Source organism: Atlantibacter sp. (assembly GCF_032062175.1).
Lineage (GTDB): Bacteria > Pseudomonadota > Gammaproteobacteria > Enterobacterales > Enterobacteriaceae > Atlantibacter.
This window is the reverse complement of sequence record NZ_DAMBQK010000006.1, coordinates 134,195-149,793: the sequence shown is the minus strand read 5'-3', so window position 1 is coordinate 149,793 and position 15,599 is coordinate 134,195. Positions and strand designations below refer to the sequence as shown.

The following is a 15,599-nucleotide window of genomic DNA, read 5'->3' as shown; positions in this document are numbered from 1 at the left end:
GCCGCCGTCCGGCGGCCTTACATCTGGGCAATCTCCAGCGCGGCTCTGTCGATCACGCCGACAATTCGCTTCAGCGTCTGGGCGTCGATCTCCGACTGATTAACCCGCAAATCCAGCACCGCTTTCATATTATCCAGCGCGCGTTTTAAATCCGGATTTTTACGCAGCTCGTGCCCAATAGCGCGCGCCGTCATGCGGGCGCGGATATGTTCAAGGTGCTCACGGTTGTCGTTAAGCCAGGCTTCGCCATCCGGCGTAATAGCGATTTTTTTACGGCCCGCATCGTCATCGCTGAATGCGATAAACGCATGTTCTTCGAGGAAATCCAGGGTCGGGTAGATCACGCCAGGGCTGGGCGTGTAGTGGCCACCGGTCAGGGCTTCGATCTCTTTAATCAATTCATAACCGTGGCTCGCGCCGCGCGTCAAAATATCTAACAGCACCACGCGCAGTTCGCCATGTCCAAAAAAGCGCGCGCGGCGCTTACGCCCTTCGCCGCCGTGGCCGCGTTTCTCGCAAGGCTCATGATGGCGTTCGTCGTCGTGAGCGTGACAGTGATGGGTATGCCGGTGTTGAGGTCTCATGGCTAGCTCCTTAATTAGATATATCTAATTTATATCTAAAAAGAAGAGATAACACAACAATGAAGACGAGGAAAATAATTAACTTTATGTTTTATAATGTTATTTAATGGTGGTTTAACGATCCGTGCCCAATGACTTATCCACTCTAAAAAAAGCTTGCCAGCCGCTAAGATAACAATCATTATCATTTGAAATTCGATATATCTAAACTTAGCGATCTGGACTGACTATGACAACTTCTTACCCTCAGCGCGTGCGCAACGAGCTGCATTTTCGCGAAATTACCGTTTTAAGCAGCAGCTATGTCAGCGGTTTTCAGCGTATCGTCTTCGGCGGCGAAGCGCTGGCGGGCTTTACCTCACAGGGCTTTGACGATCACATCAAACTGTTTTTCCCCGAGCCGGGCCAGCCGTTTACTCCGCCGGAAATCACGGAGTCCGGGATTGTCTGGCCCGGCGATGCCCGTCCGCAATCCCGCGATTACACGCCGCTGTTTGATGAGCACACTCAGCAACTGACGATTGATTTCTGGGTGCATGACGGCGGTGTGGCTAGCGCCTGGGCCGTGGCGGCGCGTCCTGGCGATACGCTGTGCATCGGCGGGCCGCGCGGTTCGCTGGTGGTGCCGCTGGAATATTCATGGCAGCTCTACGTGTGCGATGAATCAGGCTTGCCGGCGCTGCGTCGTCGCCTCGAAGCGCTGCGTGACGCGGGCGTACAGGTGCAATGCCGGGCGATCGTCAGCATCACCGATGACGTCTGCAAAGGCTATCTGGCCCATTTGCCCGAGGCCAATATCGACTGGGTAATCGGCCATGACGTGGCGGCGCTGGAACAGCATCTTCAGGCCATCACCTGGCCGACGGAAGATTATTTCGTCTGGATCACTGGCGAAGGCAAACTGGCGAAAAGCCTGGCGGATCGCTTTACCCGCCAGCTCGACCAACAATTAGTGCGCGCCGTCGCGTACTGGCACGCCTGATCGTCTGCGTTAACGCACGGCAAGCTGGACCATAGCTTGCCGTTTTGTTACATCCGTTACATATTACCAACATGAATATTGCCACCTGAACCTGATGGCGCATTATGGCGCGGTTCAGTAAGGGGAACCGTCATGATTGGTGTGGTATTAGTGGATGACCATGTGGTCGTTCGGTCCGGTTTCGTCCAGCTACTCAGCCTGGAAGAAGACATTACGGTGCTGGGCCAGTACAGCAGCGCTGCCGAGGCATGGCCTGCGCTTTCGCGCCAGCCGGTGGATGTGGCGGTACTGGATGTGGCCATGCCCGATGAAAACGGATTAAGTTTGCTTAAGCGTCTGCGCGCCCGCCAGCCGGGTTTCCGCGCCATTATCCTTAGCATCTACGACACCCCGGCATTTGTGCAAAGCGCGCTGGACGCGGGCGCGTGCGGCTATTTGACCAAACGCTGCGGCCCGGAAGAGCTGGTGCATGCGGTACGTTCAGTGGGGCTGGGCGGGCACTACCTGTGCGCCGATGCGTTAAAAGCGCTGCGCGGCGGTGCGGAACCGGCCCGCGTATTGCAGGTGTTAACGCCCCGCGAGCGCGAAGTTTTCGATCTGCTGGTGCGCGGCGAGAGCGTTAAATCCATCGCGCTACAGCTCGATCTCAGCCATAAAACGGTCCACGTCCACCGGGCCAACGTGTTGGGCAAATTGCAGTGCGCCACGACCATTGAACTGGTGCATTTCGCCCTGGAACACCAGTTGCTGACGGGGCATTGATGCGCCGCTCCCTCCGCCAGGTTGTGCTGTCGCTGTTTATCATGCTCGCCTGGGGCCCAGGCTGGCTGATGCTCTGGACCATCAGCTTTTATCTCACCCGCAACGGCCAACAGGCGGCGTTGCTGCTGCCTCACGGCGTCCAGTTGGCGCTGCTGATTTTGCTGGCGCGCCGCTACTGGCCTGCGCTGTTTATCCCGCAAATCGGCCTGTCGTTGTGGCTGTGGCACGAGCAGTTAATCAACGGTGGCGCGATGGCGTTCGCGCCGTTTATCACCGCCGTTCCGGCATTGCTGACCCAGCATTTCTGGCACCGCTTCCCGCTTTACTGGCAGCGCCTGTCGTTATTGTTGAGCGCGGTGGCGGGTGCGGCGTTGCTCAATACCCTGCTATTGACGCCGTTTATCGAAAGCCGCGCCACGCTGATTTTACTGGCGTCGTTCACCGGCGGCGTGCTGCTGACACCGTTTGTCTATTTGATATTCGACTATCTCCGCCAGCAGCATCGCTACCAACTGCTGGGGCTGGAAACCCGCAACCCACCGCTGCGCGCCTCGCTACTGCTCTGGTGCAGCCTGTTTTTTATCATCGGTATCGGCACGCAAATGGTGCTGTCGCCGGAAATCGAACGGCTGCTGCTGATTGTGGTGTTTTTACCCAACGTGGTGATGGCCTGGAAATTTGGCTGGCAGGGCGGGGTGCTGGCGGCGCTGATCGGCAGCATGATGATCACCACCGCGCGCCAGGTGGGCAGCGGTTTCAGCGATTTGATGGAGCTGGAAATTTTCCTTTCCACCCAGGCGCTGCTGGGTATCGGCCTCGGCATCGCCATCAGCCGTCAGGAACAGCTCGCCAGCAATCTCGATCACTACCGCCAGCGGTTGGAAGTGGAGCTGGACGCGCGGCGGGCGCTGACCGAAAAACTGATCCATGCCGAAGAAGATACCCGCAAGCAGCTGGCCCGCGAGCTGCACGATGAGATCGGCCAAAACATCACGGCAATCCAAATCCAGTCGCAACTGGTGAAGCGGGTGAGCGATAACCGCACCGCGCTGATGGCAGGGGAACAAATCAGCGAGCTGGCCCAGCGCATTCATCACTCCACGCGCCAGCTGTTGCGCCAGCTGCGCCCGCCGGTGCTCGATCAAATGGCGCTGGATGAAGCCCTGCACCATCTGGTGCGTGAATTTGCGTTCCCCGAGCGCGGCATTCGCTGCCGTTTCCACTATCAACTCGCCGCGCCGCCGGACAACGAAACCGTGGTGTTTACCCTGTATCGCCTGTTGCAGGAACTGCTGAACAACGTGGCGAAACACGCCCAGGCCACGGAAGTTGACATCACCCTCAGCCAGTCGCCCGGCTTCGTGCATCTGGTGGTGAGCGATAACGGCGTCGGCGTCCCACCTGGCCGCGCGCCGGGGTTTGGCATTCAGGGCATGAGCGAACGGGTGCAGGCGCTGGGCGGCGAACTGCTGCTGGAAAGCCAGTCAGGCGTACGGGTAACTGTTAACTTGCCCACACTTTTGCCACAAAACCCGCTCTAACCAGGAAAAAGTCTTAGTCACCCTGGAACGACTCTCATCCCTTTTAGCGGGCCATTTCCTACATTCAACGGGTCGGAGACAGCCATGGACCACCTGACTATGTCCAACGCAGAAACTGCAAAACGCTATCGCGCCGTCAGGCCGCGGCTGCTGTTGGTGATGATTGTCGGCTATGCGGCGTTTTACCTGACGCGCAAAAGCCTGAATTTCATCCTGCCCGCGCTCCAGCTCGATTTAGGGCTGAGCAAAAGCGATATCGGCCTGTTGGGTTCGCTGTTTTATCTCTCCTACGGGCTGTCTAAATTCGCGGCGGGGTTGTGGCATGACGCCCACGGTCAGCGCGCGTTTATGGGCATCGGCCTGTTCGCCACCGGCCTGTTGAACGTGCTGTTCGCGTTTGGCGACAGCCTGACGCTGTTGCTGATTATCTGGACGTTGAACGGCTTTTTTCAGGGCTGGGGCTGGCCGCCTTGCGCAAGATTATTAACTCACTGGTATTCGCGTAATGAGCGCGGCTTCTGGTGGGGATGCTGGAACACCTCTATCAATATCGGCGGGGCGATTATCCCGCTGATCAGCGCGCTGGCCGCGCACTGGTGGGGGTGGCAGGCCGCGATGCTGACACCGGGGATCATCAGCATGGCGTTAGGCGTTTGGCTGTACCGACAATTGCCCGGCACGCCAAACGAAGAGGGGTTGCCCGGCGTGGGGGAATGGCGTCACGACCCGCTGGAACTGCGCCAGCAAGAGCGCAGTCCACCGATGTCGTTGTGGGCCATGTTACGCACCACCATGCTGCAAAACCCGATGATCTGGCTATTGGCCGGGTCGTATGTGCTGGTGTACCTGATTCGTATCGCGCTGAACGACTGGGGCAACATCTGGCTTTCTGAAACCCACGGCGTCAATTTACTCAGCGCCAACGCCACGGTGATGCTGTTTGAAGTGGGCGGGTTGCTGGGGGCGCTGTTTGCCGGATGGGGATCGGATTTGCTGTTCAGCGGGCAACGCGCGCCGATGATTTTGCTGTTTACCCTCGGGTTGATGGTCTCGGTCACCGCGCTGTGGCTCGCGCCGGTACATCACTATGCGTTACTGGCGATGTGTTTTTTCGCCATCGGTTTTTTTGTTTTCGGCCCGCAGATGCTGATTGGTCTTGCGGCCGTGGAATGCGGTCATAAAGGGGCCGCGGGCTCGATTACCGGTTTTCTCGGCCTATTTGCCTACTTAGGGGCGGCGCTGGCCGGTTGGCCGCTGTCGAAACTCACCGAAGTGTACGGCTGGTCCGGCATGTTTGTGCTGTTGTCGGTGGCCGCCGTGTTGATTGGTTTATTGCTGATGCCGCTACTGATGGCGGGCATCAACGCACAGGACCGCCAGTACCACGCCACGGACCCGGCGAGCTTACCTCCAGACACCTGACAGAAGGATAACAACATGAAATTGACAGCCCTCTCTGCTCTGATTGCCGCAGGCGTGACGCTGGCGACATTCAGCCACGCGGCGGATGCTAAAGGACGTTTAGTGGTGTATTGCAGCGCCACCAATGAAATGTGTGAAGTGGAAACCAAAGCGTTCGGCGAGAAATATGACGTGAAAACGTCGTTTATCCGCAACGGCTCGGGCAGTACGCTGGCGAAAGTGGATGCCGAGAAGAAGAACCCGCAGGCGGATGTGTGGTACGGCGGCACCCTGGATCCGCAATCTCAGGCGGGTGAAATGGGCCTGCTGGAAGCCTACAAGTCGCCGAACCTGGAGCAGATCATGGAGAAATTCCGCGATCCCGCCAAAGTGAAAGGCAACCTGTCGTCGGCGGTTTACGTGGGCATACTCGGCTTTGGGGTCAACACCCAGCGCCTGAAAGAGAAAAACCTGCCGGTGCCGAAGTGCTGGAAAGATCTGACCAAACCAGAATACAAAGGCGAAATCCAGATTGCCGATCCGCAAAGCTCCGGCACGGCGTACACCGCTCTTGCTACCTTTGTCCAGCTATGGGGCGAAGATCAGGCGTTTGATTACCTGAAGCAGCTCAACGGCAACATCTCCCAGTACACCAAATCCGGCATTGCCCCGGCGCGTAACGCCGCCCGCGGTGAAACCGCCATCGGCATCGGCTTCCTGCATGACTATTCGCTGGAAAAAGAGCAGGGCGCACCGCTGGAACTGATTTCCCCGTGCGAAGGTACCGGCTATGAAATCGGCGGCGTCAGCATCCTGAAAGGCGCGCGTAACATCGACAACGCCAAACTGTTCGTGGACTGGGTATTGTCGAAAGAAGCCCAGGAGCTGGCGTGGAAAAAAGGCAAGTCTTACCAAATCCTGACCAACACCACGGCGGAAACCTCGCCGCTGTCCCTGAAGCTCGACGATCTGAAACTGATCAACTACGACATGGACAAATACGGCTCCACGGATACGCGCAAAGCGCTGATCAACAAGTGGGTCAACGACGTGAAGATGGGCAAGTAACCGTACGCGGGTGAGCTCCTCACCCGCCTTTTCCCCCTGCCGACGAGGCGTGTATGTCTGAAACATTACTTTTGCGTCCCGCGCAGAAGCGGGAGGCTATTTTCGCCTGGGTGCTGCTGGGGCTGCTGGCGTTCGCGCTGCTGCCGAGCTGGAGCCTGGACTATGGCCTGATGGAATCCACCGCTGACGAGATCCTGGATGCCTATGGCTGGTCACACTGGAACGTCAGTGTGCTGTGGTATTTATTGCCGTGTGTGCTGTTGTTGCGGCCTTTGCATGAATCGCGCCGCGAACAGCGCTCGCGCCACTGGTTTGATGCGCTATGGGCGCTGGGCTGCATGGCGTTTGTGGTGATCAGCGCCACGCTGGTCGGGCGCGGCATGGGCTACGCCACCATCGTGCTGTTTATCGCCTTAGGCGCTATCGCCACGCTGGCGCTGACCCGACTGGAATTCCTCGGCGGCGACCAGTTTGTTATCGGCTCGCTGATTGCCATTATCGCGCTGATCGGCGTGTTCATCGTCTGGCCGAGCATTGCGATCTTTATCCCGATGTTCACCAACGACGTGGGTGAGTTCGCTCCGCTGGCGTTTATGGCGGTGCTGGGGCAGGCGCATATCCTGCAAGTTATCGCCAACTCGATCATGCTCTCTATGGCGGTGGGCGTGGGCTGTACTTTCTTCGGGCTGGTGCTGGCGATTTACACCACCCGCATCGCCAAACGCAGCGCCATTATCGGGCGCATCTTCTCCATTCTGCCCATCGTCACGCCGCCGTTCGTGGTGGGGCTGGGCGTGACGCTGATGATGGGCCGTTCGGGCTACGTCACCGAATTAATGGTCGACTGGTTCGGGCTGACCAACACCAACTGGCTGTACGGCTTCACCGGGATTTGGCTGGCGCAGGTGCTGGCGTTCACCCCGATGGCGTTTATGATCCTCGACGGCGCGATTAAAACCATTCATCCATCGCTGGAAGAGGCGTCCTACACGCTGCGCGCCAACCGCTGGCAGACCTTTATGTCGGTATTCATACCGCTGCTGAAACCGGCCATGGCCAACGCCTTTCTGATCGTGGTGGTGCAATCGCTGGCGGACTTCAGTAACCCGCTGGTGCTCGGCGGCAACTTCGACGTGCTGGCGACGCAAATTTACTTCTACATTACCGGCTCGCAGCTCGACTATCAGGCGGCCAGTACTCTCGGCGTGTTCCTGCTGCTGTTCTCCCTGCTGGTGTTCTGCATCCAGTACATGTGGATTGGCAAGCGTTCTTACGTCACCGTCTCCGGTAAATCCTATCGCGGCGACGTACAGCCGCTGCCGGTGGCGCTGGTGTGGAGCGTGATCGGCCTGTTGGCGGTGTGGATCGCCTTCAACGCTCTGCTGTACGGCAGCATTTTCTACGGCAGCTTCACCGTTAACTGGGGCGTGGATTACACCCTGACGCTGGACAACTTTATCAAACTGTTCGGCCAGGGCATGGACGACGGCGCATGGCCTTCGCTGCTCGACACGCTGCTTTACGCCGGGATCGCTGCGCCGATCACCGCCATCTTCGGTTTGCTGATCGCCTGGATCGTGGTGCGCCAACAGTTCAAAGGCAAAAAGACCATCGAGTTCACCACCATGCTGTGCTTCGCGGTGCCGGGCACCGTGGCGGGGGTTTCCTACATCCTGGCGTTTAACAGCGCCCCGGTGTACCTGACCGGCACGGCGGCGATTGTGATTATTTCCATGGTGATGCGTAACGTGCCGGTGGGGATCCGCGCCGGGATTGCGGGCCTGGGGCAGATCGACAAATCGCTGGATGAAGCCTCGCTGAGCCTGCGCGCAGGGTCGCTGCGTACCATCGTCAACATCCTGCTGCCGCTGCTGCGCCCGGCGATCCTGTCGGCGCTGATTTACAGCTTTGTGCGCGCCATTACCACCGTCAGCGCCATCGTGTTCCTGGTCACGCCGGACACCCGCGTGGCGACGGCCTATATCCTGAACCGCGTGGAAGACGGCGAATACGGCGTGGCGATTGCCTACGGTTCGATTTTGATTGTGGTGATGCTGGCCATCATCTTCCTTTTTGACTGGCTGATTGGCGAAGCGCGTATTTCGCGTTCCAAAGCCAAAAACCAGGCGTAATCACGGAGCTTAACCATGACGCATCATTTTGTTGAATTACGTAATGTCACCAAACGGTTTGGCAATAACACCGTGATCGACAACATCAACCTGGCGATCCCGCGCGGCGAGATGGTCACGCTGCTGGGCCCGTCGGGCTGCGGCAAAACCACGGTGCTGCGCCTGGTGGCCGGGCTGGAAAAGCCCAGCGAAGGGCAGATCTTTATCGACGGCGAGGACGTGACCCATCGTTCCATTCAGCAGCGCGATATCTGTATGGTGTTTCAGTCGTATGCGCTGTTCCCGCATATGTCGCTGGGCGAAAACGTCGGCTATGGCCTGAAAATGCTCGGCGTGGCGCGCGCCGAGATCAAACAGCGCGTGAAAGAGGCGCTGGCGATGGTCGATCTCGATGGGTTTGAAGATCGCTATGTGGATCAGATCTCCGGTGGCCAGCAGCAGCGCGTGGCGCTAGCCCGCGCCCTGATCCTCAAGCCGAAAGTGCTCCTGTTCGACGAACCGCTGAGTAACCTCGACGCCAACCTGCGCCGCAGCATGCGCGATAAAATCCGCGAGCTGCAAAAGCAGTTCAATATCACCTCGCTGTACGTGACCCACGACCAGAGCGAAGCCTTTGCGGTGTCGGATACGGTACTGGTGATGAACAAAGGCCACATCATGCAGATCGGTTCGCCGCAGTCGCTGTATCGCCAGCCCGCCTCGCGCTTTATGGCGAGCTTTATGGGCGATGCCAACCTGTTCCCGGCCCAGTTCGGCGCGGACTATGTTGATATTTACGGCTACCGCCTGCCACGCCCGGAGAACATTGCGCCGATGGGCGAGGGCACCGTGGGTGTGCGTCCGGAGGCGATTACCCTCGGCACGCACGGCGAAGAGAGCCAGCGCTGCGTGATTCGCCACGTTGCCTATATGGGGCCGCAGTATGAAGTGATTGTCGACTGGCACGGGCAGCAGATCCTGTTGCAGGTTAACGCCACGCGTTTACAGCCGGATGTGGGCGAGCACTACTATCTGCAAATCCATCCTTACGGCATGTTTGCCCTGGCGGAGAGTCACTGAAGCCTGGAACGCATGCCTGAAGCAGTGCAGCGGCAAAAAAATACCCCGCTATGATGGCGGGGTTAAACGAGGCCTGTTGCGTCCTTTAACAGACGTCTTAATACCGGTTACTCTATTCCAGAATGCCGGTAATAATGAGAGATAACGGGGTCTTTGTGCGGATTCGGAATTTATTGGGAATAAGAAAAACGCATGAATAAGACGCCGATTCTATTCATACTCTGGCGATAAATATCGCGTTTTAGCGTATCAGATTTTAGGTATTTATTTAGAAAAGGACTTTTTTGCCCAAGGCGAAACAATACCGCAAAATAATCCTTCACCTGCACAAACATCCTCAGTCTCTTCAAAATCGCGCCATGTTAGGTTAACGACATCGTATTTGGTCGTTTATACCCGTATTAAGGTAGTTGCACATGGCCCGCTATTATTTTTCCTGTCCTGAAGTTTATTTTGGCGAAGAGGCAATGACCTCTCTGAGCCAGTTTAATGATAAACGCGTCGGCATCGTGACCGATGATTTTATGGTGTCATCGGGTAAAACCCGTTATTTGATCAACCACATGCCTCAGGCATCAGTGTGTATTTTCGGCGAGGTCAAACCCGACCCGGATATCGATATTTTGACCGCCGGCGCGGCGCGCTTTAAAGCGTTTAAACCCGATGTGATTATCGCTCTCGGCGGCGGCTCGTCGCTGGACGCGGCGAAGGGGATTAAGGTCACGCTGGAGGAGTATTTTGCCGATCATCCCATTGATTTGATCGCCATTCCCACCACCAGCGGATCCGGATCGGAAGTGACCGCCTATGCGATCATTTCCGATCCGCAAAATGGCCGCAAATACCCGCTGATCTCCGAACACCTGGTGCCGGATATCGCCATTCTCGATCCTAATCTGGTGTTAACCGTGCCGCGCCATGTGGCGGTAGATACCGGACTGGACGTGCTGACCCATGCCATTGAAGCCTTTGTCTCCACCGGCGCCAACGACTTCAGCGACGCGCTGGCGGAAAAAGCCATTGCGCTGACCTGGCGCTATCTGCCGCAGGTGTTTAACGACGAAAAAGACATTGCGGCGCGCACCCATATGCATAACGCCTCCTGTATGGCGGGCATGGCGTTTAACTCCGCCGGGCTGGGGTTGGTTCACGGCATGGCCCACGCTATCGGCGGGATGCTGCATATTCCGCACGGCAAAATCAACGCCATGCTGCTGCCGATGGTTATCGACTTCAACAGCAAACAGGCGAGCGCGGAAACCCGCGACCGCTATCACCGCTGCGCGCAGATTATGGGCATTGACCATGCAATACCGGAGCAGGCCATTGCGTTAATGACCCAGGCGATCCGCCAGATCAACCGCTATTTTGGCATCCCCGCTACGCTCAGCGAACTGGGCACTGACCGGGCGAAAATTACCGCGTTGCGTACCGCGCTGGTGAACTCGGCGTTGGCCGACGGCTGCACCGCATCGAATCCGCGCCGGGCAACGGCGCAGGACGTTGAGGCGCTTATCGATCAGATCGCGGGCTAACAGGACAAGTTTGTCCGGCCTGTAAGAAGCGGTCAAAAAAGTCCTGCTGATAAACAAAAACCGGGCGTCATTACTCCTTATTCTGATCAACAGACGCCCCGTACCCATGAAATAACCCAATAACCAGGTCGTTCCCGTTATGAATTACACCGAACAACAAGCTGAATGGATCACCCAACAAATCCTACAGGAACTCGCCGCCAGGAAAAGCCCGGCAGTCTCAGCGCTTGCCGCCGCGCCCGTCGCGCTGGATATCCCGGTGGGCGTGTCCAACCGCCATGTACATCTGTGCCGTGAAGATATGGACATCCTGTTCGGCTACGGCTCCACGCTGACCCGCTTTAAAGCGGTTAAACAGCCTGGTCAGTATGCAGCGGAAGAAATGGTGACGCTGCGCGGGCCGAAAGGCGAACTCAGCAAAGTACGCGTGTTGGGGCCGCTGCGCAGTACCACGCAGGTGGAAATTTCCGTCGCCGATGGTTTCGCACTGGGTGCCAAAGCGCCGGTACGTATGTCGGGGGATCTGCTGGATTCGCCGGGCATTGAAATCATCGGCCCGAAAGGACGGGTAGTGAAACACAACGGCACGATCGTCGCCTGGCGTCATATCCATATTTCGCCCGAGGAAGCTGAACTGCACGGCCTGCGCGACGGGATGGAAATTGATGTGCAAACCAATGGCCCGCGCGGCGGCGTGCTCAGTCACGTGGTGGTGCGCGTCACGGCGGATGCGGTGCTGGAACTGCATATCGATGTGGAAGAGGCCAACGGTTTCGGCCTGCGCAACGGCGACACCGTACGCGGCATCAAACAGGACGCGCGTCATGGCTGACACCCCCGAAAACCGCCGTTTGCACGAACTGGCTGCGCTGATTGACAGCGGAGAATGCCGGCCCTGCACCGGTGCGTTGAAAGTGGGTGTGGATCTCGGCACCGCCAATATCGCAATTGTGGTGGTAGATGAAGATAACCAGCCGGTAGCGGGGGTCACGTATCCCTCCAGCGTAGTGAAAGACGGCGTGGTGGTGGATTACCTGACCGCCAGCCGGGTTGTAACGCGTCTTAAGCATATTCTTGAAGAGAAACTGGGCCGCACCCTGGAACGCGCGGCCACCGCCATCCCGCCGGGGATCTCCGAAGGCAATACTAAAGTGATCGTCAACGTGGTGGAGTCGGCGGGTTTTACCGTGACCAACGTGCTCGATGAACCGGTCGCTGCCGCCAGCGCGCTGAATATTAAAAACGGCGCGGTGGTGGACGTAGGGGGCGGTACGACCGGCATGAGCATTTTGAAAAGCGGCAAAGTGACCTTCAGCGCCGATGAACCCACCGGCGGCAGCCATATGACGCTGGTGATTGCTGGCGCGCTGGGTTTGCCCTATGGCGAAGCAGAAGAGATGAAAAAGAACCCTGAGCAGGAAGCGCAGGTCTTTGCCCTGGTGCTGCCCGTGGCCCAAAAGATGGCCAGTCTGGTGTCGGGGTGGCTCGCCACGCAGCGGGTAAAAAATATCTACCTGGTAGGCGGCGCGAGCAGCTTTAGCCAGTTTGCCGCCGCGTTCAGCAAAGAAACCGGCAAAAACGTGGTTCCTTCGGTGGAGCCGCTGTTAGTGACGCCGTTAGGCATCGCCATGAATGCAGGGAAGGGATAACCAGATGGACAGCCAGACTTTATCGCAACTGCTTGACCGCGTGATTGCAGAATTACTGGCGCAATCCGCCGCGCATAAAAGTGTCTGCGTGGTGGTAACGGGCGACGATATCTCTTCGCTGCCGGAAACGCTGAACTGCCTCGCGGCGCTTGAGCAGGCGGGCTATCAGCTGTGGGTGAGTTTTTCCCATAGCGCCAGCCAGTCAGCGCTCAAATCCGCCTGTATGGATGCGCTGCGCCAGTGTGGCTCCCACGCCGGGTTCGATATGTCGCCGTCCCTCTATGAGGCGCTCTATTTGCCTGCGCTCTCGGTTAACAGTATGAGCAAAATTGCGCTGGGGATCCGCGATAACCTGGCCTGCGAAGCGGTATTTCAGGCGTTGCATCATCGCAAACAGGTGATCGCCACCTTGCACCCGCAATGCATCGACAGCGCGTTGCCGCTGCCGCTACTGGCCCGGCTGGAAGGGTATGCGCAGACGCTGGAAAGCTATGGCGTGACGATCTCCGGTAAAAAAATGGCCCACGCCAGCCTTGGGTTGCCTGGCCAGCCACCGCACTCCGCCAGCCTGCCGAGTGCCGGTAAAAAACGCTTAATCACTTTGCGCGATGTTCGCCTGCTTGCGCCTGGCGAAGGGCTGCGCGTAGAGAGCAACACCCTGATCACGCCTGCCGCCAGAGATGAAATCAAGCGGCGCAATCTCACCGTTATCCACGGATAGCCGGAGGAAATATGTATCTCGCGAAAGTCACTGGCGCACTGGTTTCCACCACCAAACACGCCTCGCTGAATGGCTCGAAACTGCTGATGGTGGCGCGGCTGGATGAAAACTATCAGCCGACCGGCCATGCCCAGGTGGCGGTCGATACCGTCGGTGCGGGCAATGGCGAGATTGTTATCGTCACCACCGGCAGTTCGGCGCGCATGAGCAACAGCAAAGAGCACTCGGTGATTGATGCCGCCGTGGTGGGCATCGTCGATTCGCTCGAACTTAACGGCAAATAGCGGCCCGAGCGCTGAGGAATATTTATGTCTGCGAATGAAGCTTCACTCGACGGCTGGATCAACGAGGCTATCGCCACGCAGTTGCCGGAGCGGCGGATGTCGCTAAGCCTGGATGACAGCGAGCTGCTGGCGAAGCTGGCTCGGGAAGTGGCTCAGGCCTGCGATGTGCCCATTGTCTTTAGCCTGGTGGATGCCTGTGGCCAGCAGCGGTTTTTCTTCAGCATGGATAACGCACTGCTGGTCAGCCATACCCTGGCACCGCAAAAGGCCTGGACCGCGGTGGCGCTAAAAATGGCGACCCATGAACTGGCGGCGCTGGTGCAGCCCGGCGGCGATTTATACGGCCTTGAGAAAGAAAAAGATATCTGCTGCTTCGGCGGTGGGTTTCCCTGCTGGTCGGGCGGGCGTTTGCTCGGCGGCATAGGCATCAGCGGCGGCAGCGTTGAGGAAGATATGCTCATCGCCCGCCAGGCGCTGGCGCGCTTTAGCGCGCTGCGTTATCCCCTCGCAACAACACGTTAAAACAACACGTTAATTTTTCATCGCAGTCCATTTCAGGGGTCATCATGTCCTTAGCTTGTGTATTAGTCATTAACTGTGGTTCCTCATCAATGAAGTTTTCGGTCATTCCTCAGGATGCCGACCAGCCGTTGCTGTCGGGGCTGGCGGAACGGCTGGGCATTGATAACGCCGTCATGACGTTTAAAGACCGCGACGGCAATAAATCCACCGTTGCGCTGGACGACGCCAGCCATCAGCATGCGCTCAAAGTGTTATTCGCGAAGCTCGGCGAGCAACAACTGCTGGAAACCATCAGCGCTATCGGGCATCGCGTGGCGCACGGCGGCAGCGATTTCAAACATTCGGTGCTGGTCACTGATGACGTCATGGAAAAAATCCGCGCACTGTCGGTGCTGGCCCCGCTGCATAACCCTGCCAATCTCATCGGCATTGAAGCGGCCCGGGCTCTGTTGCCTGCGCTGCCGCAGATTGCGGTGTTCGATACCGCGTTCCACCAGACGCTATCCCCGGCGGCTTACACCTATGCGATCCCGCTCGAATATCAACAGGAGTACCAGGTTCGTCGTTACGGTTTCCACGGGACGTCTCACCGCTATATCGCCGCCGAGGCGTTGGACGTGCTGGATCTCGACCCGGCGGATCACGGCATCGTGATTGCCCACCTGGGAAACGGTTCTTCACTGTGCGCGGTGCAAAACGGCGCGAGCGTTGACACGTCGATGGGCATGACGCCGCTGGAAGGGCTGGTGATGGGCACACGCTGCGGCGATCTCGACTTTGGTGCCGCTGCCTACCTGGCGAAATGCACCGGGCAAACCCTCGACGGACTGTACAAAATGGTTAATAACCAGTCCGGCTTAATGGGGATCTCAGGTTTATCCAGCGATTGCCGCTCCCTCCAGCAGGCGCGGGATGAAGGCCACGAGCGGGCAACGCTAGCCATTGATGTGATGGTGCATCGCCTCGCCCGGCATATCGGCGGCCATGTCACTTCCCTCAAACGCTTCGACGCGCTGATTTTCACCGGCGGCATTGGCGAAAATTCGGCGCTAATTCGCGAACTCACGGTGCAACGTCTTCAGGCATTGGGGTTAGCGCTGGACGAAGAGCGTAACCCGCAGCTGTTCGGTGGGCGTAGCGGACTCATTTCTCAAGCAGGCACCACAAAGGTTGCGGTCATCCCCACCAATGAAGAAAAAATGATTGCGATGGATGCCGCAGAAATTGCCCGCACGGCGTAATGAATGGGTAAAAATGCGATCGCTTTAACAGTAATTATTATTGTTATTCAGTTCGGGATTATTTTGCGCAAGGTAATCCAAACGCGGGTCTTTTATTGCCGATCTCAGGTGGATTTTA

15 protein-coding genes are annotated in these 15,599 nt (G+C 57.8%); 14 read left to right on the top strand and 1 reads right to left on the bottom strand.

Annotated elements, in window-relative coordinates:
* Positions 1 to 17: 17 nt before the first annotated feature.
* Complete coding sequence (locus RT120_RS08400; RefSeq protein WP_312981774.1) at positions 18 to 584, bottom strand: PadR family transcriptional regulator; 567 nt, start codon at positions 582 to 584, stop codon at positions 18 to 20.
* A gap of 229 nt (positions 585 to 813) precedes the next feature.
* Here RT120_RS08400 and RT120_RS08395 point away from each other — a divergent pair, with 229 nt between their 5' ends.
* From RT120_RS08395 to tdcD, 14 genes are all read left to right on the top strand, one after another.
* Positions 814 to 1,566, top strand: coding sequence for a siderophore-interacting protein (locus tag RT120_RS08395; protein ID WP_312981772.1), 753 nt, complete (start codon positions 814 to 816; stop codon positions 1,564 to 1,566).
* A 132-nt stretch (positions 1,567 to 1,698) separates the two neighbouring features.
* Entirely contained in the window at positions 1,699 to 2,328 is a 630-nt protein-coding gene (locus RT120_RS08390; protein WP_312981770.1) for a response regulator transcription factor, read from the top strand.
* Positions 2,328 to 3,869: an MASE1 domain-containing protein gene (locus tag RT120_RS08385; RefSeq protein ID WP_312981768.1), complete on the top strand. Its 1,542-nt coding sequence runs from the start codon at positions 2,328 to 2,330 to the stop codon at positions 3,867 to 3,869. Before RT120_RS08390 ends, RT120_RS08385 begins: the two co-directional genes overlap by 1 nt.
* Before the next feature lie 99 nt (positions 3,870 to 3,968).
* Positions 3,969 to 5,291, top strand: a complete 1,323-nt coding sequence (uhpC, locus tag RT120_RS08380; RefSeq protein WP_312981837.1) for an MFS transporter family glucose-6-phosphate receptor UhpC — start codon at positions 3,969 to 3,971, stop codon at positions 5,289 to 5,291.
* Positions 5,292 to 5,306: 15 nt separating this feature from the next.
* Positions 5,307 to 6,338, top strand: coding sequence for an ABC transporter substrate-binding protein (locus RT120_RS08375; RefSeq protein ID WP_125293760.1), 1,032 nt, complete (start codon positions 5,307 to 5,309; stop codon positions 6,336 to 6,338).
* A 53-nt stretch (positions 6,339 to 6,391) separates the two neighbouring features.
* Complete coding sequence (locus RT120_RS08370; RefSeq protein ID WP_312981766.1) at positions 6,392 to 8,470, top strand: iron ABC transporter permease; 2,079 nt, start codon at positions 6,392 to 6,394, stop codon at positions 8,468 to 8,470.
* A 15-nt stretch (positions 8,471 to 8,485) separates the two neighbouring features.
* A complete protein-coding gene (fbpC, locus tag RT120_RS08365; RefSeq protein ID WP_312981764.1) occupies positions 8,486 to 9,529 on the top strand; it encodes a ferric ABC transporter ATP-binding protein in 1,044 nt (347 codons plus the stop codon).
* A 416-nt stretch (positions 9,530 to 9,945) separates the two neighbouring features.
* On the top strand, positions 9,946 to 11,064 hold the full coding sequence (locus RT120_RS08360) for a 1-propanol dehydrogenase PduQ (protein ID WP_312981762.1): 1,119 nt from the start codon (positions 9,946 to 9,948) through the stop codon (positions 11,062 to 11,064).
* A gap of 139 nt (positions 11,065 to 11,203) precedes the next feature.
* Positions 11,204 to 11,896 (top strand): phosphate propanoyltransferase, encoded by a 693-nt coding sequence (locus RT120_RS08355; RefSeq protein ID WP_312981754.1) that lies wholly within the window; start codon positions 11,204 to 11,206, stop codon positions 11,894 to 11,896.
* Positions 11,889 to 12,713, top strand: a complete 825-nt coding sequence (gene eutJ, locus RT120_RS08350; protein WP_312981750.1) for an ethanolamine utilization protein EutJ — start codon at positions 11,889 to 11,891, stop codon at positions 12,711 to 12,713. Before RT120_RS08355 ends, eutJ begins: the two co-directional genes overlap by 8 nt.
* 4 nt (positions 12,714 to 12,717) lie before the next feature.
* Positions 12,718 to 13,434, top strand: coding sequence for a flavoprotein (locus tag RT120_RS08345; protein WP_312981744.1), 717 nt, complete (start codon positions 12,718 to 12,720; stop codon positions 13,432 to 13,434).
* Between the two features lie 11 nt (positions 13,435 to 13,445).
* The gene (grpE, locus tag RT120_RS08340; protein ID WP_312981742.1) at positions 13,446 to 13,718 is read left to right on the top strand and encodes a propanediol utilization microcompartment vertex protein GrpE; all 273 of its coding nucleotides are present in this window, start codon (positions 13,446 to 13,448) and stop codon (positions 13,716 to 13,718) included.
* 24 nt (positions 13,719 to 13,742) lie between these two features.
* On the top strand, positions 13,743 to 14,240 hold the full coding sequence (locus tag RT120_RS08335) for a heme-binding protein (RefSeq protein WP_312981741.1): 498 nt from the start codon (positions 13,743 to 13,745) through the stop codon (positions 14,238 to 14,240).
* Positions 14,241 to 14,284: 44 nt separating this feature from the next.
* A complete protein-coding gene (tdcD, locus tag RT120_RS08330; RefSeq protein ID WP_312981739.1) occupies positions 14,285 to 15,481 on the top strand; it encodes a propionate kinase in 1,197 nt (398 codons plus the stop codon).
* Positions 15,482 to 15,599 lie beyond the last annotated feature (118 nt).

Excerpts from the sequence above, each read along its gene's own strand:
- RT120_RS08390 (WP_312981770.1), top strand. The coding sequence starts at position 1,699 with ATGATTGGTGTGGTATTAGTGGATGACCATGTGGTCGTTCGGTCCGGT.
- RT120_RS08355 (WP_312981754.1), top strand. The coding sequence starts at position 11,204 with ATGAATTACACCGAACAACAAGCTGAATGGATCACCCAACAAATCCTA.
- RT120_RS08400 (WP_312981774.1), bottom strand. The coding sequence starts at position 584 with ATGAGACCTCAACACCGGCATACCCATCACTGTCACGCTCACGACGAC.
- RT120_RS08370 (WP_312981766.1), top strand. The coding sequence starts at position 6,392 with ATGTCTGAAACATTACTTTTGCGTCCCGCGCAGAAGCGGGAGGCTATT.
- RT120_RS08335 (WP_312981741.1), top strand. The coding sequence starts at position 13,743 with ATGTCTGCGAATGAAGCTTCACTCGACGGCTGGATCAACGAGGCTATC.
- tdcD (WP_312981739.1), top strand. The coding sequence starts at position 14,285 with ATGTCCTTAGCTTGTGTATTAGTCATTAACTGTGGTTCCTCATCAATG.
- RT120_RS08360 (WP_312981762.1), top strand. The coding sequence starts at position 9,946 with ATGGCCCGCTATTATTTTTCCTGTCCTGAAGTTTATTTTGGCGAAGAG.
- fbpC (WP_312981764.1), top strand. The coding sequence starts at position 8,486 with ATGACGCATCATTTTGTTGAATTACGTAATGTCACCAAACGGTTTGGC.
- RT120_RS08395 (WP_312981772.1), top strand. The coding sequence starts at position 814 with ATGACAACTTCTTACCCTCAGCGCGTGCGCAACGAGCTGCATTTTCGC.
- grpE (WP_312981742.1), top strand. The coding sequence starts at position 13,446 with ATGTATCTCGCGAAAGTCACTGGCGCACTGGTTTCCACCACCAAACAC.
- uhpC (WP_312981837.1), top strand. The coding sequence starts at position 3,969 with ATGTCCAACGCAGAAACTGCAAAACGCTATCGCGCCGTCAGGCCGCGG.
- RT120_RS08345 (WP_312981744.1), top strand. The coding sequence starts at position 12,718 with ATGGACAGCCAGACTTTATCGCAACTGCTTGACCGCGTGATTGCAGAA.
- RT120_RS08375 (WP_125293760.1), top strand. The coding sequence starts at position 5,307 with ATGAAATTGACAGCCCTCTCTGCTCTGATTGCCGCAGGCGTGACGCTG.
- eutJ (WP_312981750.1), top strand. The coding sequence starts at position 11,889 with ATGGCTGACACCCCCGAAAACCGCCGTTTGCACGAACTGGCTGCGCTG.
- RT120_RS08385 (WP_312981768.1), top strand. The coding sequence starts at position 2,328 with ATGCGCCGCTCCCTCCGCCAGGTTGTGCTGTCGCTGTTTATCATGCTC.